This window comes from Streptomyces sp. NPDC051684 (assembly GCF_044453445.1).
Classification (GTDB): Bacteria; Actinomycetota; Actinomycetes; order Streptomycetales; family Streptomycetaceae; genus Streptomyces.
In genome coordinates this window covers 243,649-264,506 of record NZ_JBITCS010000002.1, presented here as the reverse complement: position 1 = coordinate 264,506, position 20,858 = coordinate 243,649, and the positions used below count along the sequence as shown (strand labels likewise).

General features: G+C 71.3%; 17 protein-coding genes. 6 read left to right on the top strand and 11 right to left on the bottom strand.

The genetic code is table 11. The features are described from left to right. Nucleotides 1-252: 252 nt before the first annotated feature. Together ACIA8D_RS03705 and ACIA8D_RS03700 are read right to left on the bottom strand one after the other, a co-directional pair. A complete protein-coding gene (locus ACIA8D_RS03705) occupies nucleotides 253-1,914 on the bottom strand; it encodes a PucR family transcriptional regulator (protein ID WP_399228356.1) in 1,662 nt (553 codons plus the stop codon). Between the two features lie 217 nt (nucleotides 1,915-2,131). Next, complete coding sequence (locus ACIA8D_RS03700; protein ID WP_399228354.1) at nucleotides 2,132-4,492, bottom strand: ATP/GTP-binding protein; 2,361 nt, start codon at nucleotides 4,490-4,492, stop codon at nucleotides 2,132-2,134. 546 nt (nucleotides 4,493-5,038) lie between these two features. Between ACIA8D_RS03700 and gabT the strand changes: the two genes are divergently transcribed. Both gabT and ACIA8D_RS03690 read left to right on the top strand, forming a co-directional pair. After that, nucleotides 5,039-6,373 carry a 4-aminobutyrate--2-oxoglutarate transaminase gene (gabT, locus tag ACIA8D_RS03695; protein WP_399228352.1) on the top strand — a complete coding sequence of 445 codons (1,335 nt, stop codon included), beginning with the start codon at nucleotides 5,039-5,041 and terminating at the stop codon, nucleotides 6,371-6,373. A gap of 558 nt (nucleotides 6,374-6,931) precedes the next feature. After that, complete coding sequence (locus ACIA8D_RS03690) at nucleotides 6,932-7,363, top strand: phosphatase PAP2 family protein (protein ID WP_399228351.1); 432 nt, start codon at nucleotides 6,932-6,934, stop codon at nucleotides 7,361-7,363. Here ACIA8D_RS03690 and ACIA8D_RS03685 read toward each other — a convergent pair. Both ACIA8D_RS03685 and ACIA8D_RS03680 read right to left on the bottom strand, forming a co-directional pair. Next, complete coding sequence (locus ACIA8D_RS03685) at nucleotides 7,317-9,146, bottom strand: chitinase (RefSeq protein ID WP_399228350.1); 1,830 nt, start codon at nucleotides 9,144-9,146, stop codon at nucleotides 7,317-7,319. The genes ACIA8D_RS03690 and ACIA8D_RS03685 overlap by 47 nt on opposite strands. A 101-nt stretch (nucleotides 9,147-9,247) precedes the next feature. Next, on the bottom strand, nucleotides 9,248-9,706 hold the full coding sequence (locus ACIA8D_RS03680) for a hypothetical protein (RefSeq protein ID WP_399228347.1): 459 nt from the start codon (nucleotides 9,704-9,706) through the stop codon (nucleotides 9,248-9,250). A 168-nt stretch (nucleotides 9,707-9,874) separates the two neighbouring features. Between ACIA8D_RS03680 and ACIA8D_RS03675 the strand changes: the two genes are divergently transcribed. Then, nucleotides 9,875-10,255, top strand: coding sequence for a DUF4440 domain-containing protein (locus ACIA8D_RS03675; protein WP_399228346.1), 381 nt, complete (start codon nucleotides 9,875-9,877; stop codon nucleotides 10,253-10,255). Between the two features lie 14 nt (nucleotides 10,256-10,269). Here ACIA8D_RS03675 and ACIA8D_RS03670 read toward each other — a convergent pair whose 3' ends face one another. The 6 genes from ACIA8D_RS03670 to ACIA8D_RS03645 all read right to left on the bottom strand — a co-directional run bounded on the left by ACIA8D_RS03670 (nucleotide 10,270) and on the right by ACIA8D_RS03645 (nucleotide 17,621). Continuing rightward, nucleotides 10,270-11,688, bottom strand: a complete 1,419-nt coding sequence (locus ACIA8D_RS03670; RefSeq protein ID WP_399228344.1) for an NAD(P)/FAD-dependent oxidoreductase — start codon at nucleotides 11,686-11,688, stop codon at nucleotides 10,270-10,272. 46 nt (nucleotides 11,689-11,734) lie between these two features. After that, the gene (locus ACIA8D_RS03665; protein ID WP_399228342.1) at nucleotides 11,735-12,523 is read right to left on the bottom strand and encodes an ABC transporter permease; all 789 of its coding nucleotides are present in this window, start codon (nucleotides 12,521-12,523) and stop codon (nucleotides 11,735-11,737) included. Further along, on the bottom strand, nucleotides 12,523-13,455 hold the full coding sequence (locus ACIA8D_RS03660) for an ABC transporter permease (RefSeq protein WP_399228340.1): 933 nt from the start codon (nucleotides 13,453-13,455) through the stop codon (nucleotides 12,523-12,525). The genes ACIA8D_RS03665 and ACIA8D_RS03660 overlap by 1 nt, the downstream gene beginning before the upstream one ends. After that, entirely contained in the window at nucleotides 13,452-14,642 is a 1,191-nt protein-coding gene (locus tag ACIA8D_RS03655; RefSeq protein ID WP_399228339.1) for an ABC transporter ATP-binding protein, read from the bottom strand. Before ACIA8D_RS03655 ends, ACIA8D_RS03660 begins: the two co-directional genes overlap by 4 nt. A 111-nt stretch (nucleotides 14,643-14,753) precedes the next feature. Further along, nucleotides 14,754-16,016: a spermidine/putrescine ABC transporter substrate-binding protein gene (locus ACIA8D_RS03650; RefSeq protein WP_399228337.1), complete on the bottom strand. Its 1,263-nt coding sequence runs from the start codon at nucleotides 16,014-16,016 to the stop codon at nucleotides 14,754-14,756. Nucleotides 16,017-16,070: 54 nt separating this feature from the next. After that, nucleotides 16,071-17,621, bottom strand: coding sequence for a gamma-aminobutyraldehyde dehydrogenase (locus tag ACIA8D_RS03645; RefSeq protein ID WP_399228335.1), 1,551 nt, complete (start codon nucleotides 17,619-17,621; stop codon nucleotides 16,071-16,073). A 226-nt stretch (nucleotides 17,622-17,847) separates the two neighbouring features. On the opposite strand from ACIA8D_RS03645, the gene ACIA8D_RS03640 reads away from it, so the two are divergent. Continuing rightward, on the top strand, nucleotides 17,848-18,396 hold the full coding sequence (locus tag ACIA8D_RS03640; protein ID WP_399228334.1) for an NADAR family protein: 549 nt from the start codon (nucleotides 17,848-17,850) through the stop codon (nucleotides 18,394-18,396). A 37-nt stretch (nucleotides 18,397-18,433) separates the two neighbouring features. On the opposite strand, the gene ACIA8D_RS03635 is transcribed toward ACIA8D_RS03640, so the two are convergent. After that, a complete protein-coding gene (locus ACIA8D_RS03635; protein WP_399228332.1) occupies nucleotides 18,434-18,853 on the bottom strand; it encodes a DUF4190 domain-containing protein in 420 nt (139 codons plus the stop codon). Nucleotides 18,854-18,924: 71 nt separating this feature from the next. Between ACIA8D_RS03635 and ACIA8D_RS03630 the strand changes: the two genes are divergently transcribed. Together ACIA8D_RS03630 and ACIA8D_RS03625 are read left to right on the top strand one after the other, a co-directional pair. After that, nucleotides 18,925-20,007: an adenosine deaminase gene (locus tag ACIA8D_RS03630; RefSeq protein WP_399228539.1), complete on the top strand. Its 1,083-nt coding sequence runs from the start codon at nucleotides 18,925-18,927 to the stop codon at nucleotides 20,005-20,007. 22 nt (nucleotides 20,008-20,029) lie between these two features. Then, the gene (locus tag ACIA8D_RS03625) at nucleotides 20,030-20,710 is read left to right on the top strand and encodes a glycerophosphodiester phosphodiesterase (protein ID WP_399228331.1); all 681 of its coding nucleotides are present in this window, start codon (nucleotides 20,030-20,032) and stop codon (nucleotides 20,708-20,710) included. Nucleotides 20,711-20,858: the final 148 nt, after the last annotated feature.

Here is a 20,858-nt window from a genome sequence, read left to right as displayed (position 1 = left end):
CGGGAGCGGCGGGTGGTCGTTTCGACGTTACGGAGTGGTGGGCACTGTCGTCTTCGACGGATTGGCACAACGGCGTTACGGCCTCGGGGCTCCGCCCCGGACCCCGCGCCTCAATCGCCGGCGGGGCTTGAAAGGTCCATCGGCGACGGGCCTTGAGAGATCAAGCGCGAGGTGGGCAAATCAAGCCCCTGCGGCGATCGAGCAGCGGGGTCCGGGGCGGAGCCCCGCGGGCGCAACGCCGGGTGGGCGCGATCAGGTCCCGGTCGCCTTCAGCGCCAGCCACAGCTCCATGCGGACGTCCGGGTCGTCCAGGGAGCGGCCGAGGATCTCCTCGACCCGCCGCATCCGGTAGCGGAGCGTGTGGCGGTGGACGCCCAGGTCCGCCGCCGCCGCGTCCCACTGGCCGTGCCGGGAGAGCCACGCCCGGAGCGAGGCCACCAGGTCGCCCCGGCCCGTCGCGTCGTGGTCGCGCAGCGCCCGCAGGAGGCCGTCCGCGAACGCCCGGACCGCGTCGTCGCCGAGCAGGGGCAGCACCGAGCCCGTCGCCACGTCCTCGTGCTCGACGAGGATGCGGCCGCGCCTGCGGGCGACCGAGAGCGCCTGTTCGGCCTGCTTGTACGCGGAGACCGCCGCGATCGGCCCGGCCGGCGCCGAGAAGCCGATGACCAGTTCGTCCTCGGAGGAGCCCTCGCCGCGCGTCGACTCCAGTGCCTCCGCGTACTGGAGGCAGGCCTCGGCCGCCGCCCCGCCGTCGACGGCGAGCAGCACGAGGCGCTCGCCCTCGGGCACGACGAGCAGCGCCTCGCCGGAGCGCGCCGCCGCGGACTCCACGACGTCCGCGAGGGTCAGCAGCGACCCCATCCCCGGCCCACCGGCCCCGGTCACCGCCTCCGCGAGCAGCGCCGCCGTCCCGGCCGACCGGGCCCCGCCCGACTTCGCGCCGGTCGCCGGCGCGACCCCGCTGGGCGGCGGCGCCACGGATTCCGCGATCACCATCCGGAACGGGGCGTCGAGCAGCGCCCCATACAGGTCGCCCGCGACGGCCCGCGCGTGGTCGGGCTCCCCCGCGAGCAGCATCCGCAGCACGGCCGCGCCGATCCGCTGCTCGGCCGCGTACAGCGCCCGAGAGCGTTCGGTGGTGAGGGTCAGCAGGGCGATGGCCGAGTGCAGGGCGTAGCGCTCGGCGGTGCCGAGGGTCGCGGCCGTGCCCACCGCGAGGGCCGCGCGGGGCCGCCGGCCCGTGCCGATGGAGTGCAGTTCGACCCGGTCGTCGGAGCCGCTCTCCACGACCGCGCTGGCGGGCGCGGGCCGGTCCCGCAGCCGCTCCACGTCGCCGGTCAGGCGGGCGGCACGGCGGCCCGCCCAGTCCGGCGCGGTGGCGACGACGGCGCCGGACGCGTCGTACAGCGCCGCCCACCCGTCGACCTGCGCGGCGAGCACGGCCAGCACCCCTTCGGGCCCGCTGCCCAGCGCCTGCTTGGTGAGTTCGCGCTGGGCGGCGAACCCGGACGTGACGGCCTTGTACTGCTCGGCGGCGATCGCGGCGGAGACCGCCTTGCTGATGGCGATGAAGGGCGTGCGCGGCGGCACCGCGAGCAGCGGCAGTCCCTCGTCCTGCGCCGCCTTCACGAGGGCCTCGGGGACGTCGTCGTAGTTGACGCCGACGGCGAAGCCCAGGCCGACGACCCCCGCCTCGGCGAGCCGCTTCACGTAGCGGCGCATGGCGTCGGGGTCCTCGGCGTCCAGCTTGAGCGCGGTGATCAGGAGGAGCTCGCCGCCCTCCATGTACGGGACGGGGTCGGCGAGCTCGCTCACGTGCGCCCAGCGGACCGGCGTGTCCAGGTGCTGCTCGCCCGCGCGCACGCCGAGCTTGAGCGCCGAGTGGTGGACGAGCGAGGCGAGCGTGGGCGGCATGGGCCAGACCTTCGGGTCAGCTGGGCGTACAGGGGGTGGCTGGACGTACTCGGAGATCGGTTCTCGTGGGTCTCACGGGGATCCGGCTCTCGTGGATCCTGTGAAGCTTTTGGCCGGTCCGTATGAACGACCAGTGCCGATTCTGCCTCACCGTACGTACTACCGGGGCCGGGCCCCCTGAAAGCTCAGTCAACCTTCAGGCGCTTTCACGCCCCTCTCAGCCCCTCAGGTCCACGAGCAGCGGCGGAGCGTGCTCACCACGAACGGTGGTGAGCGACAGCACCGCGTGCCCCGGCGGCACCGCGTGCGCCAGGTCGGAGGCCGACCAGCGCTCGCGCTCCACCTTGCGCACCGTGACGGCGTCCGTGGTGACGGCCTTCCCGGTCACCATCCGGCGCGCCTTGTGCAGGGCGCGGGTCAGCGGCTGCTGCGCGAACACCGCGTGCTGCGCGACCTCCTCGGTCTCCACCCACTCCGTGCCCCAGGCCTCCGCGAAGCGCCGCCCGTCCCATGTGGTGACCCCGGAGAACGCCATGCGGCAGCCGACGGCCGCGTACAGCGGGCCCTGCAGGGACTCGGCGACCTCGCCGATGGTGCGCAGCCCGAGCACCACCCCGGCGTTGGTGGAGCGCAATCGCTGAATGCCGCGGACCGTCTCGGGGGTCACGGTGCGCGCCGCGTCGTCGAGGACCAGGCAGGCGAAGTGGGAGCGCCCCGCCCGGCCCCGTACGACGGAGGTGAACTGGGCGAGCAGCAGCCGGGCGAGCAGCCGCGACGCCTCTTCGTGGCCCTGCTCGGGCAGGTCGACGCGGACCCGCAGCGGGTGGTGCGCGAGGGCCCGCACAGAGAACGGGCGGGCGGCCGCCGGGTCGAAGAAGCCGGAGAAGACCGGGCGGTCCAGGAGGGCGAGGCGGTCGGCGAGCATCGGGCCCGGGTCGTTCGCGGTGCCCGACTGGCGCAGCCGGGCGTCGAGTTCGCGGCGCATCGCGGAGTCCGCCGGGAGCCGCCCCTCAAGGTCGGCGAGGGCCCCCGGCTCGCCCTCAAGGAGTTCGCGCAGCACCGGCACCGCCGGGAACGCGTCGTACGCCTCGCGGTAGGGGCCGAGAAGCTGGGCCAGCGCCGTAGCCGCGCGCCGGGTGTCCACGGCGTCCAGGTCGCCGATCAGGCCCTCGGCGAGGAAGCCCGCCGCCTCGTCCGCGTCGGTGGCGTCCGCGTACAGGTCGAGGTCGTGCAGCGACGTCCGGTCGCCCGGACCGACCACCACGTCGTACGCGTCGTCGGGGCCGAGTGGGGTGCCCTTCGCGCAGACCGCGAGCACGGCGCACTGCCCGGTGAGCGCCTGGAGCGCCAGGGACTCGACCACGGGGCGGACGACGCCCGCCGTCTTGCCCGCGCCGGGCGGGCCGACGGCGAGGAGCGAGGTGCCGAGCAGGCTCGGGTCGAGGGCGACGCCCGCGCCGCGCAGCGCGTAGGGATTGCGCTCGTCGCTCGCGTAGGAGCCGATCCGCACCTGTCCGACGAGCAGGTCGTGCGCCGCCGCGCGGGCGGGCAGATCGCGCTGGCCCGAGGGGTGCGCCCAGGCGCCCGCGCCCTGCTTGAGCACGGTCTTGGCGAAGGTCGCCGGATCGGCGGCCTGCCGCCAGGCGTGCGTGACGCGGGCGCAGTCGACGTCGTTCATGCGGCCGCCCGCGACCTCGGCGGTGAGCACGTCGGCGGCCTGGTCCTGGCCGGCCTCGCGCAGCTGCGACCAGGCAGCGCGCGCGGGTGGTGCGGCGGGTGGCGCCGGGACCCTGCTCCGCCGGCGCCCCGACCACAACTCCAGCCAGCCGCCGACCCGGGCGAAGGGGTACAGGACGGCTGCGGCGATCAGGCCGTACAGCAGGTAGGCGAGGATCGGCACGCTCCGGAGGAAACCGTTGCCGCCCGCGATGAGGATGACGAGGGAGAACACTGGGTCGACGATCGGCAGCGGCCGCCAGTCGAGCCCCAGTGCGTAAGGCCATACGAAGATCAGCACACCCACTGCGGCGACCGAGGCGATGACGGCGCGAGCGGGCTGCGGGCGCCGCACGACGAAGTGCTGGATGCCCTCCCCCCACGCCCCGAACCGCCCCACCAGGAAGACAAGCACAGCGAACGCCACGCCTTCGTAGACGGCGAGCGCGTCGGATGCCTTCGGGTCGCGGACCGTGGTCGTGCCGGGCCACCACCAGCTGTCCGGCGTGAAGATCTTCAGCGGAGCCCACTGGTAGGGCAGCGTGCCGCGCCGCCACAGGCTCCACAGCAGGATGCCGACCAGGAACGACAGCGCCATCCACAGCAACAGCCTGCGCCCGAGCGCAGCCGTGTCCTGCTGGGGCGGCCGGGGCTCGTACTCGTACCGCCAGACGCCCGGCTGCGCCTTGGGTCGGCGCGCGGCGAGCCACTCGGCCACCGCACCGCGGGACGCGCTCGGCGCCTGCCGGGGCATCGGCGGGGCGGCGGGACGGGGCGGCCGCGCGGGACGCGGCACGGGCGCGGCGGCCCGCCGATCGCCCCCGGCCCCCTGCGTCTCCCGCATCCCGCTGTCGCTGTCCATCGCTTGACGCCCTCCTGACGGATCTTGCTGGAGTCGCGGGCCCTGGCACGCACATCTGCCGCGTTGTCGTCGGTTGCCAACGCTCCGCGTTGACGCCCTCCTCCGCCTTGCAGCCGCACGCACCAGACCCCACTTGTCTGCACCGACGCCCGGCGCTTTCCGTGTCCAGCCCGATCCGTCAGGAGGGCGCCGCCCCCTGACCTGCCCGGTCCACTCGTGCCATGTGCGTCGATCGGGCCTCAATCTAATGCCCGCACCAGGGGAGTTCACCGCATACGCGCCCCATGGGCCGGGCCCGTCGCGGCGCCGCGCGTCCGACCGCTGCCGCGGCCGCACTCGATCCACACCTGTCCAAGACGGACAACACCCAATCCCGACCCCGCCCCGATGGAGCATGACCACCCCGCTCCCCCGCCCCTAACCTGCGAGAAACCCCCGAAAACAGCCCCGGCGGCATCGACCTAGAGGCACTAGAGGCACAGCGACCCAGCGGCCCAGCGACCTCGACACCGAACCCGGGACCGGATCAAGAACCAGGAGTCCCGCATGAGCGACATCCCGCAGGAGCGCCGCGTCGTCACCGCCATCCCCGGCCCGAAGTCGCAGGAGCTGCAGGCCCGCCGCACCGCGGTCGTCGCCGCAGGCGTGGGCTCCACGCTGCCGGTGTTCACCGCCAAGGTCGACCGCGGCATCATCGAGGACGTCGACGGGAACCGCCTGATCGACTTCGGTTCCGGCATCGCCGTGACCTCCGTCGGCGCCTCCGCCGAGGCCGTGGTCCGCCGCGCCTCCGCGCAGCTGCAGGACTTCACCCACACCTGCTTCATGGTCACGCCGTACGAGAGCTACGTCGCCGTCGCCGAGGCCCTCGCCGAGCTCACGCCGGGCGACCACGAGAAGAAGAGCGCGCTCTTCAACTCCGGCGCCGAGGCCGTCGAGAACGCCGTCAAGATCGCCCGCGCCCACACCAAGCGCCAGGCGGTCGTCGTCTTCGACCACGGCTACCACGGCCGGACGAACCTGACGATGGCGCTGACCTCGAAGAACATGCCGTACAAGAACGGCTTCGGCCCGTTCGCCCCCGAGGTCTACCGCGTCCCGGTGGCCTACGGCTACCGCTGGCCGACCGGCCAGGAGAACGCGGGCGCCGAGGCCTCCGCCCAGGCGATCGACCAGATCACCAAGCAGATCGGCGCGGACAACGTCGCCGCGATCATCATCGAGCCGGTGCTCGGCGAGGGCGGCTTCATCGAGCCGGCCAAGGGCTTCCTCCCGGCGATCCGCCGGTTCGCCGCCGACAACGGCATCGTCTTCGTCGCGGACGAGATCCAGTCCGGCTTCTGCCGCACCGGCCAGTGGTTCGCGTGCGAGGACGAGGGCATCGTCCCGGACCTGATCACGACCGCCAAGGGCATCGCGGGCGGCCTCCCGCTCGCCGCCGTCACCGGCAAGGCCGAGATCATGGACGCCGCGCACGCGGGCGGCCTCGGCGGCACCTACGGCGGCAACCCGGTGGCCTGTGCCGGTGCGCTCGGCGCCATCGAGACGATGAAGGAGCTCGACCTCAACGCCAAGGCGAAGGAGATCGAGACGACGATGAAGTCGCGCCTGTCGGCGATGCAGGAGAAGTTCCCGGTCATCGGCGACATCCGCGGCCGCGGCGGCATGATCGCCGTCGAGCTGGTCAAGGACCCGGCGACCAAGGAGCCGAACCCGGAGGCCACCGCCGCGCTCGCCAAGGCCTGCCACGCCGAGGGCCTGCTCGTCCTCACCTGTGGCACCTACGGCAACGTGCTGCGTTTCCTGCCGCCGCTCGTCATCGGCCAGGAGCTCCTGAACGAGGGCCTCGACATCATCGAGAACGCCTTCGCGGCGCTCTGATCCAGTCCGACGACACCGCTCCGGCAACAGGAGCCACACCGCCCGATCGTGACGACGCGGACCGCGACAATTCCGTGACCTGCGACGACGGTCGGGCCGTGTGAAGAAGGTGTGCGAGGCCCATGGGATGTTGCCCAACCGGGTGTCGCACCCTGAGCCCCTGCCGTACGGTTTCTGCAGATGAGAGAAACACCCCGCTCGCAGGTGACTGCGGGCGATACCGGGTCGAGGCCTCCCCAGCTTCGCCCTGGTCGTGCCCTCGCGCACACACCCGGAGCTTCCGGCTCCGGAACTCCTCACCGGTCGGACGGTCGCCCGCCCCAAACCCCCCGGGGCGCGCGACACTCCGGCCAGTTCGGCCGGTTCGGAACTACCCCCCCTGTTCCGAACCGGCCGACCATCTTTCTCAGCCTCTTCGCGGCGCTCCTCTTCGCCGCACTCACCTGGCAGGTCGCCTCCGACGGCCCCCTCCTCGCGTACGACGAGCGCCTCGGCGACACGATCCGCACCGGCGCGATCCCCGCGGGCCCCGCCGAATTCCTCGCCGACCTCGGCAACATGACGGTCGCCCTCCCGGTCCTCGCCGCGACCCTCGCGTACGTCACCTGGCGCACCCGGGCCTGGCGCCCCGTACTCGCCGCCGTCGTCACGATGTCCCTGGTCCCCGCCCTGGTGGCCCCGCTCCAGTCGCTCGTCGACCGCCCGGGACCGCCGCCCATGGCCCCGGCCACGGGCTTCTACCCCTCGGGCCACGCGGCGACGGCGGCGGTCGCGTACGGGCTGTGCGTCCTGTTGCTGCGCTCACGCCGACTGGCCTACGGCTGCGTCCTGGTGAACACGGCCGTAGGCCTGGGACTCGTGCGGCAGGGCTACCACTGGCCGGCCGATGTGGTCGGGAGCTGGTGCCTGTCGGTGCTGTTGCTGTGCGCGGCGGCGTCCGCGGTCAGCCGAAGTAGCCGTCGAAGTTCTTCTGGAACTCCCAGTTGTTGAAGCGGTCCCAGTTGATCGACCACGTCATCAGGCCGCGCAGGGCCGGCCAGGTGCCGTGGGTGGCGTACGAGCCGCAGTTGGTCTTCTTGGTGAGGCAGTCGAGGGCCTTGTTGGTCTCGGCCGGGCTCACGTAGCCGTTGCCCGCCTGGGTGGAGGCCGGCATGCCGATCGCGATCTGGTCGGGGCGCAGGGGCGGGAAGACGTTGGCCGCGTCGCCCGCGACCGGGAAGCCGGTGAGCAGCATGTCGGTCATGGCGATGTGGAAGTCGGCGCCGCCCATGGAGTGGTACTGGTTGTCGAGGCCCATGATCGAGCCGGAGTTGTAGTCCTGGACGTGCAGGAGCGTCAGGTCGTCGCGCAGGGCGTGGATGACCGGGAGGTACGCTCCCGCGCGCGGGTCCTGGCCGCCCCATTTGCCGGTGCCGTAGTACTGGTAGCCGAGCTGGACGAAGAACGTCTCCGGGGCCATGGTCAGCACGAACTTGTCGCCGTACTTGGCCTTCAGGGTCTTCACCGCCGAGATCAGGTTCACGATCACGGGGGTCTTGGGGTTCTTGAAGTCGGTGTCGTCGGCGTTGAGGGACAGCGAGTGCCCCTCGAAGTCGATGTCGAGGCCGTCGAGGCCGTACTCGTCGATGATCTTCGAGACCGAGGAGACGAAGGTGTCGCGGGCGGCCGCCGTGGTGAGCTGGACCTGGCCGTTCTGGCCCCCGATGGAGATCAGGACCTTCTTGCCCGCCGCCTGCTTGGCCTTGATCGCGGCCTTGAAGTCGGCGTCCGACTCGACGCCCGGGCACTCGACGGCCGGGCAGCGGTCGAAGCGGATGTCCCCCGAGGTCGTCGAGGTGGGTTCGCCGAAGGCGAGGTCGATGACGTCCCAGCTGTCGGGGACGTCGGCGAGGCGGGTGTAGCCGGCGCCGTTGGCGAAGCTCGCGTGGAGGTAGCCGACGAGGGCGTGGGCGGGGAGGTCCGTGCTGCCGGAGCCGCCGGGGCCCTCGGCCGTGGTCGCCGTCACCGTCGCCGACTTCGCGGACTCGCCCGCGTCGTTGCCGGCGGTGACCTGGAAGCTGTGGGCGGTGGCGGGCGCGAGGCCGATGACCGTGGCCGAAGTGCCGTTCACGGTCTGGGACTTGGCGCCATTGCGGTACACCGTGTAGCTCGTGGCGCCGGGGACCGCCGACCAGGACAGGCCGACGCTCGTCGCGGTGACGGCCGAGGTCTTCAGGCCCGTGGGCGCGGCGGGCGGCGCCGGGGTCTCGGTGCCCGGGCCGAGCAGGGTGAGGTCGTCGGCGGCGTAGGCGGGGCTGCCGTACCAGCCGTGGGTGTAGATCGTGACCTTCGTGGTGGCGGGGCCGGTGCGGAAGGTGGTCCTGAGCTGCTGCCAGTCGGACGCCGACGGGGTCCAGGTCGACACGTCCGTGGTGCCGGTGCCGCTCGCACCGAGGTAGACGTAGCTGCCGCGGACGTATCCGGACAGCGTGTACGTGGAGTCGGGCTTGACCGTGACGGTCTGCGCGCACCGGGCGTTGTCGGCGCCCGATGGCGTGGCCTGGAGCGCCGAATTTCCGCTGTGGACGGGTGAGTTGACGTTTCTGCCCGTGCCGGCCGAGCAGGTCCAGCCGTCCAGGCCGGACTCGAATCCGCCGTTGCGGGCGAGGTCGACGTCGGCGGCGTTCGCCGTGCCGGACAGGGCGGTGAGGCCGGTCGCGGCGAGCGCCGCGGCCGTGAGGCTCGTGAGGAGCCCGCGGGATCGGCGGGGTCTGCGAGGTCTGGAGCGGGTCATGGCTGCCTCCGGGCGTGGCGGGGAAACGGGCACGGTGGAGCACGCCCAACTTGGTCCAGACCAATTGGGTTGTCAAGGGTCGGGTATCCGTCGCCCCTCCACTACTCCCCTGTTTCCCTTGCCAGTTGGGCCGCCGCCTCGTGCATCGCGAGCTCCAGGAGCGCGGGGTCCGTGAGCGTGCCCGAGCCGTCCGGCGGCACCAGCCAGCGCACGCCGCCCGCGAGCCTGCCGGGGTAGGGCACCACGATCCAGGAGCCGCTGCCCACCGCGCGCACCCCGGTGCCGAGCCAGCGGGCGGCGGTGCCCGCGGGCACGAAGAAGCCCATGCGGGCGGCCCCGAAGTCCGCGAGCACGGGCCCCGGCCTGTCGATCACCCGGCGCAGCACGTCGAGCGTCGGATAGCCCAGCTCCCCCGGCAGGATCAGTACGTCCCACCGCTCGCCCGCGGGCAGCAGCGCCACCCCGTGCGGATTGCGTTCCCACTCCCAGCGGCAGGCGTCCGGATCCGGTGCCACGGACACCAGCCACTCGACCGCGGCCTTGTCCCCCGAGCCAGTCATGACGGGGTCCTCCTCGTTCACATCGACGCTGATCGTCACGAACGAGAGGGGAAAGCGGCCGGGGCATTACGCGACTTCGGTTACCTGAAGGTAGTGAATTTTCTCGGCCGCGTGCGACCAGGGCGTACGCCGGGTGATCATTCACGGGCGCACCCGTACGCTCGGGCCATGGACGAGGACGTGAACGCGCAGATCCGGGCGGCGATCGACGGGGAGCTGCGACTGCTCGAACCCGGCGTGCGGGCGTCCGACGCGGAGGTGACGGCGCTGCTCGACCCGGAGTTCGTGGAGTTCGGCGCGTCCGGGCGCCGTTGGGGCCGGGAGTCGATCCTGGAGGTGACCGGCGCGGCTGCCGTGGAGCCGGGTCCCCCGGTGCGGGTCACGGGGATGCGGGGCACACTGCTCGCGCCCGGTGTGGTCCACCTGACGTATCACGCGGACAACAACGGACGCCGCGCGCACCGCAGTTCGGTGTGGCGCCGCCACCCGGAGGCCGGGTGGCGGCTGTACTTCCATCAGGGGACGCTCACGGCGGACGAGAGCGCCTGACCTGCGGGCCGGTCTCAGCTGTCGAAGCCGAGACCCACCGTGTCCATCGCCTTCAGCCACAGATTGCGGCGGCCGCCGTTCGCGTCGGCGCGCGCGAGGGACCACTTGGTGAGCGCGATACCGGTGGCCGCGAACGGCTCCGGCGGGAACGGGAGCGGCTTCTTGCGGACCATCTCAAGCTCCGTGCGCTCCGTGCGCTCGCCCGCCAGGAGGTCCAGCATCACGTCCGCGCCGAAGCGCGTCGCGCCGACGCCGAGGCCCGTGTATCCGGCGGCGTACGCCACCCGGCCCGCGTGCGCGGTGCCGAAGAACGCCGAGAAACGGGAGCAGGTGTCGATCGCGCCGCCCCATGCGTGCGTGAAGCGCAGCCCTTCCAACTGCGGGAAGCACGTGAAGAAGTGGCCGGCCAGCTTCGCGTACGTCTCCGGGCGGTGGTCGTGTTCGGCCCGCACCCGGCCGCCGTACGGGTAGATCGCGTCGTAGCCGCCCCACAGGATCCGGTTGTCGGCGGAGAGCCGGAAGTAGTGGAACTGGTTGGCCGAGTCGCCGAGGCCCTGCCGGTTCTTCCAGCCGATCTCCGCGAGCTGCTCGGCGCTCAGCGGCTCCGTCATCAGCGCGTAGTCGTACACCGGGACGGTGTACGCGCGGGTGCGCTTGACCAGCGACGGGAAGACGTTCGTCGCCAGCGCGGCGTGCCGGGCGAAGACGCGGCCGTAGGGGGTGCGGACCGCGACGCCCGCGCCGTTCGAGGACAGCTCCGTGGCCGGGGTGTTCTCGTAGATCCGCACGCCCAGGTCGGCGCAGGCCCGCTTCAGGCCCCACGCCAGCTTCGCCGGATGCAGCATCGCGACGCCGTGCCGGTCGTACATCGACCCGAGGAAGGTGGGCGAGTCGACCTGCTCGCGGGTCTGGTCCGCGTCGAGGAGTTCGACGCCGTCCGCGAGCCCGGCCTCGCCCAACTCGCCGTAGAAATCGTGCAGTTCCGCGACCTGGTGGGGCTGCGTCGCCACGTCCAGCTCGCCGGTGCGCTCGAAGTCGCAGTCGATGGAGTAGCGGGCGACCGCCGCCTCGATGGCGTCGAGGTTGGCGGCGCCGAGTTCCTCCAGCTTCCGGATCTCGTCCGGCCAGCGGGCGAGCCCGTTGGCCGTGCCGTGCGTGAGGGAGGCGGCGCAGAACCCGCCGTTGCGCCCGGACGCGGCCCAACCGATCTCACGGCCCTCGACGAGGACCACGTCGCGGCCGGGGTCGCGCTCCTTGGCGATGAGTGCGGTCCACAGTCCGCTGTAGCCGCCGCCCACGACCAGTAGGTCGCAGTGCTCGTCCCCGGTCAGAGCGGGCCGGGCCTCGGGCCTGCCGGGGTCGTCGAGCCAGTACGCGACCGGCTTGGCGTCGGCGAGTGAATTCGTCCAGCGATTCATGGCGCGTGCGGCCATGATTCCAACTCCCTCAGAAATGCGAGTAGTTCAAAATGCGAGTCGTTCAGGAAACCTTGTTCTTGCGCTTGCCGATGGTCATTGCAATCAGCACACACAGTACGGCGACGAGGAACATGGCCGTACCGATGACATTGATCTGAACGGGCGTTCCGCGCTGCGCCGAGCCCCAGACGAACATGGGGAACGTGACGGTCGATCCCGCGTTGAAGTTCGTGATGATGAAATCGTCGAAGGAGAGCGCGAAGGCGAGCAGCGCGCCCGCCGCGATACCGGGGGCCGCGATCGGCAGCGTGACCCTCAGGAACGTCTGCACCGGACCCGCGTACAGGTCCTGCGCCGCCTGCTCCAGGCGCGGGTCCATCGACATCACGCGCGCCTTCACCGCCGTCACCACGAAGCTGAGGCAGAACATGATGTGGGCGATCAGAATCGTCCAGAAGCCCAGCTGGGCGCCCATGTTGAGGAAGAGCGTGAGCAGCGAGGCCGCCATCACGACCTCCGGCATCGCCATCGGCAGGAAGATCAGCGAATTGATCGCGCCGCGCGCCCTGAACCGGTAGCGGACGAGCGCGAAGGCGATCATCGTGCCGAGGGCCGTCGCGCCGATCGTGGCCCACAGCGCGATCTGGAGGCTCAGCGAGAGCGATCCGCACATGTCGGCGACGCCGCACGGGTTCTTCCAGGCGTCCGTCGAGAATTCCTGCCACTCGTAATTGAAGCGGCCCTTCGGCTTGTTGAAGGAGAAGACCGTGACGACGAGATTCGGCAGCAGGAGATAGCCGAGTGTGATCAGGCCCGCTATGACGACGAGGTTCTTTCGCAGCCAGCGCATCAGACGAGGTCCTCCGTCCCGGAACGACGGATGTAGAAGGTGACCATGAAGAGAATGGCCGCCATGAGGATGAAGGAGAGCGCCGCCGCCGTCGGATAGTCGAGGATGCGCAGGAACTGCGTCTGGATGACGTTTCCGACCATGCGGGTGTCGGTGGAGCCGAGCAGATCGGCGTTCACGTAGTCACCGGCCGCGGGGATGAAGGTCAGCAGCGTGCCGGACACGACGCCCGGCATCGACAGCGGGAACGTCACCTTGCGGAACGTCGTCGCCGGGGACGCGTACAGATCGCCCGCCGCCTCGTGCAGCCGGCCGTCGATCCGCTCCAGCGAGGTGTAGAGCGGCAGGATCATGAACGGCAGGAAGTTGTACGTGAGTCCGCACACCACCGCGAGCGGGGTGGCGAGGACCCGGCTGCCGTCCGTCATGCCGAGCCAGGTCGTGACGTCGAGGATGTGCAGCGAGTTGAGCACGCCCACGACCGGGCCGCCGTCCGCGAGGATCGTCTTCCAGGCGAGCGTACGGATCAGGAAGCTGGTGAAGAACGGGGCGATCACCAGGACCATGATGAAGTTGCGCCAGCGGCCCGCGCGGAAGGCGATGAGGTAGGCGAGCGGGTAGCCGAGCAGCAGGCACAGGATCGTGGCGAGACCCGCGTAGAGGACGGACCTGAGGAACTGCGGCCAGTACTCGGACAGCGCGTCCCAGTACGTGGCGAAGTGCCAGGTGACCTTGAAGCCGTCCTCCAAGGAGCCCTGCTGCACCGAGGTCGACGCCTGGTACACCATCGGCAGGGCGAAGAAGATCACCAGCCAGAGGATGCCGGGCAGCAGCAGCCAGTACGGGACGAGGCGGCCGCGCTTGCGGGGCTTGCTCGGCCTCTCCGCGGGCGTGGGCGCCGCCGGGGGCGCGTCGGGGAGTGTCGTGCTCATGCGCCGGCGTCCTCCGAGACCTTGGCCGCGCCCGCGACCTGCACCTGTCCGTCATGGACGGACTGGGCGGCGTCGAGCCCGAAGGAGTGCGCCGGGTTCCAGTGCAGGACGACCTCGGCGCCGGGGGCGAGGCGGCTGTCGCGCTCGATGTTCTGCGCGTAGACCTCGAAGGAGTCGCACAGCGGGCTGTCGATGACGTACTGCGTGGAGACGCCGATGAAGCTGGAGTCGGCGATCTTCCCGGTGATGCGGTTGCGCCCGTCGGGGATCTCGCCCGCGTCGTCGGCGTGCGTGAGCGAGATCTTCTCGGGGCGCACGCCGAGGAGCAGCTTGTCGCCGGTCGCGGTGGTCTTCGCGGAGTTGCGGGCGGTGGGCAGGACGAGCTTGCCGTCGCCCGCCTTGAGGGTGAGGTCCTCGCCGGCCCGGCCCGCGACCTCGGCCTCGATGAAGTTCGAGGTGCCGAGGAAGTTCGCGACGAACGTCGAGCCCGGGTTCTCGTACAGGTCGGTGGGGGCGCCGAGCTGCTCGACGCTGCCCGCGTTCATCACGGCCACGGTGTCGGCCATCGTCATGGCCTCCTCCTGGTCGTGCGTGACGTGCACGAACGTGATGCCGACCTCGGTCTGGATGCGCTTGAGCTCCAGCTGCATCTGGCGGCGCAGCTTGAGGTCGAGGGCGCCGAGCGGCTCGTCGAGCAGCAGCACCTTGGGGTGGTTGATCAGCGCGCGGGCCACGGCGACGCGCTGCTGCTGGCCGCCGGAGAGCTGCTGCGGCTTCTTGCGGATCTGCTCGCCGAGCTGCACCAGGTCGAGCATCTCCTCGACCTGCTTCTTCACGGACTTGATGCCGCGGCGGCGCAGGCCGAAGGCGACGTTCTCGTAGATGTCCAGGTGCGGGAAGAGCGCGTACGACTGGAAGACGGTGTTCACCGGGCGCTTGTACGGGGGCAGCGACGTCACGTCCTGGTCCCCCAGGTGCACGGTGCCCGTGGTCGGGTCCTCGAGCCCCGCGATCATGCGGAGCGTCGTGGTCTTCCCGCAGCCGGAGGCGCCGAGCAGCGCGAAGAACGAGCCCTGGGGCACGGTGAGGTCGAGCGGCTGGACGGCGGTGAAGCCGTTGTCGTACGTCTTGCTGATGCCGGAGAGACGGACGTCTCCGCCGGTCTCCGACGTCGTGAGGGTCGTCATGGTGAGTCCAAGGAGTCGGTGAGGGCTGAGGCAGGGCCGGGCAAGGACGAAGGCGGGGCGGAGCCGGTACGGGGGCGTGGGCGACGGCCCACGGAAGGGGCAGGCGGTGGTTCAGCCGCCCGTGAGCTGGGCGAACTTCTGCTCGAACGCCGTGTCTTCCTTGGCCGTCAGGGAGCGGAAGCCGTGCGCCTTCGCCGACATCTCCTTGTCGGGGACGATCAGCGGGTCGTTCGCGACGTCCTTGTCGATCTTGGCGAGTTCCGGCTTGACGATGCCGGTCTCCAGCGGCGAGACGTAGTTGATCCACGCGGCCAGCTCCGCGCCGACGGCCGGCTCGTAGTAGTAGTCCATGAGCTTCTCGGCGTTCGTCTTGTGACGTGCCCTGTTGGGAACCAGCATGTTGTCTGTCGACGAGATGTAACCGGCGTCCGGGATCGCGAACTTGACGTGCGGGTTGTCCGCCTGGAGCTGCACGATGTCCCCGGCCCAGGCGAGGCAGGCCGCGAGGTCGCCCTTGCTGAGGTCGGATATGTAGTCGTTGCCGGTGAAGCGGCGCACCTGCTTGTTGTCGACGGCCTTCTGGACGCGCGCGATCGCCGCGTCGAAGTCGTCGGCCTTGAAGTCGGCGGGGTCCTTGCCCATGTCGATCAGCGTCATGCCGATCGTGTCGCGCATCTCGGAGAGCAGCCCGACCTTGCCCTTCAGCTTGGGGTCGTCGAGCAGCTGGGAGACCGAGGTGACCTCCTTCCCGCCGGTGGCCTTGGTGTTGTACGCGATGACCGTCGCGATGCCCTGCCAGGGGTAGGAGTAGGAGCGGCCCGGGTCCCAGTCGGGGTTGCGGAACTGGGGGGCCAGGTTGGTGTACGCATGGGGCAGGTTGGCCGGGTCGAGCTTCTGCACCCAGCCGTAGCGGATCAGGCGCGCGGCCAGCCAGTCGGTGAGGATGATGATGTCCCGGCCGGTGTCCTGGCCCGCCGCGAGCTGCGGCTTGATCTTGCCGAAGAACTCGACGTTGTCGTTGATGTCCTCGGTGTACTTGACCTTGATGCCGGTGCGCTTGGTGAAGGCCTCGAGCGTCGGACGGTGCTTCTCGTCGTCGCTCATGTCGATGTACTCGGTCCAGTTGGAGAAGTTGATCGTCTTCTCCTTGGCCGAGTGGTCCTCGGACGAGACGCCGCCCGAGGACTTGCTCGCCGCCGGGATGCCGCAGCCGGTGAGGGCACCGAGCCCGCCGACGGCGAGCGCGCCGCCCGCCGAGGCCCGCATCAGGGAGCGGCGGGACATCGCTGCCCTGCCGTTCCTGAAGCTGCGGTGCATGGCGGCCAGTTGGGGACGGCTGAGAGGCGTCGGGCTGTCGGGCTCGTACTGCTCCATGCGCTGGTTGCCCTTTCGGGAGGGTTGGCGGCCGCTGGTCGGGCGGCCGAGCTGCTATCGGTCCCCGAAAATCGTGCGGTGCCAGTCCTTGCGCACCACCGCTGTGTTGTCGAACATGACGTGCTTGATCTGCGTGTACTCGTCGAAGGAGTACGCGGACATGTCCTTGCCGAAGCCGGACGCCTTGTAGCCGCCGTGCGGCATCTCGCTGAGGATCGGGATGTGGTCGTTGACCCACACACAGCCCGCCTTGATCTCGCGCGTGGCCCGGTTCGCCCGGAACACGTTGGTGGACCAGGCGGAGGCGGCGAGCCCGTACGGGGTGTCGTTGGCGAGCGCGATGCCCTCGTCGTCGCTGTCGAAGGGCAGCACCACGAGCACCGGGCCGAAGATCTCGGACTGGACGGCCTCGCTGTCCTGCGCGGCGTCGGCGATCAGGGTGGGCCGGTAGTACGCGCCGGCCGCGAGCTCGCCGCCGGGGGCCTCGCCACCGGTCACCACGCGTGCGTAGCCGCGTGCCCGCTCCACGAAGGCGGCGACGCGGTCCCGCTGGGCGTGCGAGATGAGCGGCCCGAGGTCGGTGTCGTCGGCGAACGGGTCGCCGAGCCTGACGGTCTCCATCAGGGCGGCCGTCTGCTCCACGAAGGCTTCGTAGAGCGGGCGCTGCACGTACGCGCGCGTGGCGGCGGTGCAGTCCTGACCGGTGTTGATGAGCGCGCCGGCGACCGCGCCGTGCACGGCGGCGTCGAGGTCGGCGTCGTCGAACACCAGGAACGGGGCCTTGCCGCCCAGCTCCAGGTGGATCCGCTTCACGGTGGCCGTGGCGATCTCGGCGACCCGCTTGCCGACGCCCGTGGAGCCGGTGAAGGAGGTCATGGCGACGTCCGGGTGGCCGACGAGGTGCTCACCGGCGTCGCGGCCCGCGCCGCTGATCACGTTGACGACGCCGTCCGGGAGGCCCGCCTCGGTGGCGGCCTGCGCGAAGAGCAGCGAGGTGAACGGGGTCAGCTCGGCGGGCTTGAGGACGATCGTGTTGCCCGCCGCGATGGCGGGGAGCACCTTCCAGGCGGCCATCTGCAGCGGATAGTTCCACGGCGCGATGGAGCCGACGACGCCGATGGGCTCGCGGCGCACGTACGAGGTGTGGTCGGCGCTGTACTCGCCCGCGGACTGCCCGTCCAGGTGCCTGGCGGCGCCGGCGAAGAAGGCGGCGTTGTCGACCGATCCGGGCACGTCGAACTCGCGGCTCAGCTTGAGCGGCTTGCCGCACTGCAACGATTCGAGGCGGGCGAAGTCCTCCGCCTTCTCGTCCAGGACCCCGGCGAACCGGTGCATGGCGTCCGATCGCTCGCCGGGCGTGGCCCCCGACCAGCCGGGGAAGGCCGCGCGGGCGGCGGCGACGGCGGCGTCCACGTCGGCGGTGCCCGCCAGTTCGTACGTGTAGACCTCCTCGCCCGTGGCCGGGTCGACGACGGCGTGGGTGCGACCGGACGTGCCCTTGACAAGGCGGCCCGCGACGAAGTTCGCGCCGTCCGCGAAGAGTTCCTTCGCCAGTGCGGCCACATTCTTGGCCGAGGCGGGGTGATCCGAGGTGGGGTGGTGCATGAGTGCTCGCTCTCGCTTCTCCTGCGCCGGCCCCGTCCCGAGGGCCGACGTAGCTCCAGCCGTGGCTCCAGCTCGATTTGAGTGCCGATCCTGACAGAGGACCACTGGGCCAACAAGTGATTCCGTTGTTGCCTTTTGGTTACGCGACGGAATCTGTCGACCAGGTGTCGAGTCCGCCTGGAAAACGCAGGACGGATTGTCAGTAGTGCGTGCCAGACTCGCGTGTATGGAGATCAACAGCAGGGATTCGCTGGTCGCGGCCCTGGCGGCGGGGACAAGTGTGGAGTACCTGCTCTTCTGGGGGCACACACCGCACAGGGACGGATCCATCGGGGCGAGCTGTCTCAGCCAGTGGTGGCCCTCGCCGTTCACGGTGGCGGGCGTTCAGTACGCGACGGCGGAGCACTGGATGATGGCGGCGAAGGCCCGCCTCTTCGGTGACGCGGAGGCGGAGCGCCGCGCGCTGGCGGCGGAGCATCCGGCGGAGGCCAAGAAGGCAGGGCGCCTGGTGCGCGGCTTCGACGGCGCGGTGTGGGAGCGCGAGCGCTTCGGCGTGGTCGTCGAGGGGAGCGTCCACAAGTTCGCCGCGGATCCGCGGCTGCGGGAGTTCCTGGCCGGGACGGGTGACCGGGTCCTCGTGGAGGCGAGCCCGACGGACCGGGTGTGGGGCATCGGGATGGCGGCCGGCGACGCCGGGGCGTCCGATCCCGAGGCGTGGCAGGGGCTGAATCTGCTGGGGTTCGCGCTGATGGCGGCGAGAGAGCGGCTGCGCTGAGCCCTCCCCCGGGGCCTGTCGTTCGGATCAGGCCTCCCTAGCCCAGGAGGACGGCGATCCCGACCCCGACCGCCGACAGCAGCCCGCCCACGCCGCAGATGAGCCCGCCCAGCGCCTGCCCGCCGTTGGTCGCGGTTCCCTGCCCGGACCGGCGCCTGCCGATCACGCCGAAGATCACGGCGAGCGCACCCGTCACCATCGCGACCGGCCACAGCAGGAAGCCGACCGCGGTGACGACGCCGAGCACCAGGGCCGCGACACCGAGCCCGTTGCGGGGCGGCCCGGCCCCCGGGGCGCCGGGCCCGTACGCGTACCAGTACGCCCGGTACGCGTAGGGCCCCGGCCCCTCGGGCCCGATGGGCGGTGGCGGCACGGGCCCGTCCGGTGCCGCGTACGGGTTGGCGTACCCGTACGCGGAGGGCGCCGGCGGGGTGGCCCACGGGTCGTACTCGCTCATCCGCTCATGCTAGGCACCCGCGCGGCGCCGTCGGGCGCCCCGCATACGATGACCAGGACCCCGATCAGCCGATCACCCAAGTTCCTGGGGAGGAAACCGTGAGCCAGAGCCAGCGTCCGAGCACGGACCTGCAAGCCTTCATCACCGGACTGCCGAAGGCCGAACTGCACGTCCACCATGTGGGCTCCGCCTCCCCCAGGATCGTCTCGGCGCTCGCCGCCAGGCACCCCGACTCGAAGGTCCCCTCCGACCCCGAGGCGCTGGCCGAGTTCTTCACGTTCACGGACTTCGCGCACTTCATCCAGGTGTACCTGTCCGTGGTCGACCTGATCCGCACGCCGGAGGACGTCCGCCTCCTCACGTACGAGATCGCCCGCGACATGGCCCGGCAGAACGTGCGGTACGCGGAGCTCACCCTCACCCCCTTCTCCTCCACGCGCCGCGGCATCGACGCCCGCGGCTTCATGGAGGCGATCGAGGACGCCCGCAAGTCGGCGGAGGCCGAGTTCGGCACGGTGCTGCGCTGGTGCTTCGACATCCCCGGCGAGGCGGGCCTGGAGTCGGCCGAGGAGACGGCGCGGCTCGCCACGGACGACGCGCTGCGACCGGAGGGCCTGGTGTCGTTCGGCCTCGGCGGTCCCGAAGTGGGCGTCCCGCGGCCGCAGTTCAAGCCGTACTTCGACCGGGCGCGCGCGGCGGGCCTGCGTTCGGTGCCGCACGCGGGCGAGACGACCGGGCCCGAGACGGTGTGGGACGCGCTGACCCACCTGGGCGCCGAGCGCATCGGTCACGGCACGTCGGCGGCCCAGGACCCGAAGCTCCTCGCACACCTCGCCGAGCACGGCATCCCGCTGGAGGTGTGCCCGACGTCGAACATCGCGACCCGCGCGGTCCGCACGCTGGAGGAGCACCCGCTCAAGCAGTTCGTGGACGCGGGCGTGACGGTCACCATCAACTCGGACGACCCGCCGATGTTCTCCACGGACCTCAACACCGAGTACGCGGTGGCCGCCCGCCTCCTCGGCCTCGACGAGCGCGGCGTGGCGGAGCTGGCCAAGAACGCGGTGCGGGCCTCGTTCCTCGACGAGGCGGGCAAGACGCGCATCGCCGCGGAGATCGACACGTACACGCGGAACTGGCCGACGGCGGGCTGAGTCCGCAGGTCACAATGGGGCCATGCGCACCGTGACTGCCGTGGCCCACCGAGGCGACCCCTACCGCGTCCGCGAGAACACCCTCCCGTCCCTGCGCTCGGCGCTCGAACGGGGCGGGGACGCGGTGGAGGTCGACGTCCGCCTGACCAGGGACGGAGTCCCGGTCCTGCTCCACGACCCCACCCTGGAGCGGCTGTGGGGCCACGAACGCCCGCTGTCCGCGCTCTCGTACGACGAGGTGCGCGGGCTGACCGAGGGCGGGGTGCCCACCCTCGCGGACGCCCTTGAGGTGTGCCGGGACGCCCGCGTCATGGTCGACCTGCCGGGCGCCGACGCCCGCTCGGTGCTCACGATCGTCGGCGCGATCGCCGACTGCGACGCCGATGAGCGGGTGTACTACTGCGCGGACGCCCAGACGATGCTGAAGGTCCGGGCCGCGGCGCCCGCCGCGGAGATCGCCCTGACCTGGACCAGCCTCGCGCCCCCGCGCGCGGGCCTGCTGAAGGCGATCGCCCCGCGTTGGCTCAACTACCGCTTCCCGCTGGTGAGTCGGGACCTCGCGGCCCGCGTCCACCACGACGGCTGCCTCCTGTCGGCGTGGACCCCCGACACGAAGTCCTCGATGCGCCGCCTGCTCGACATCGGCGTCGACTCGATCACGACGAACCGCGTCGACGTCCTGACGGCACTGCGCGATTCCTGACCGGGGACCCCCTAGGGGTCGGGGGCCGGGCACCCCAAGGTGCGGATCATCCCGCACGACGAGCCGCCCCGGCGGGGGTCGTCCGAGGATGAACCGTGTCGGCCCGCTCGGGCCGACTCCCGCCCCAGGAGGCCCCGTTGAAGCGTCG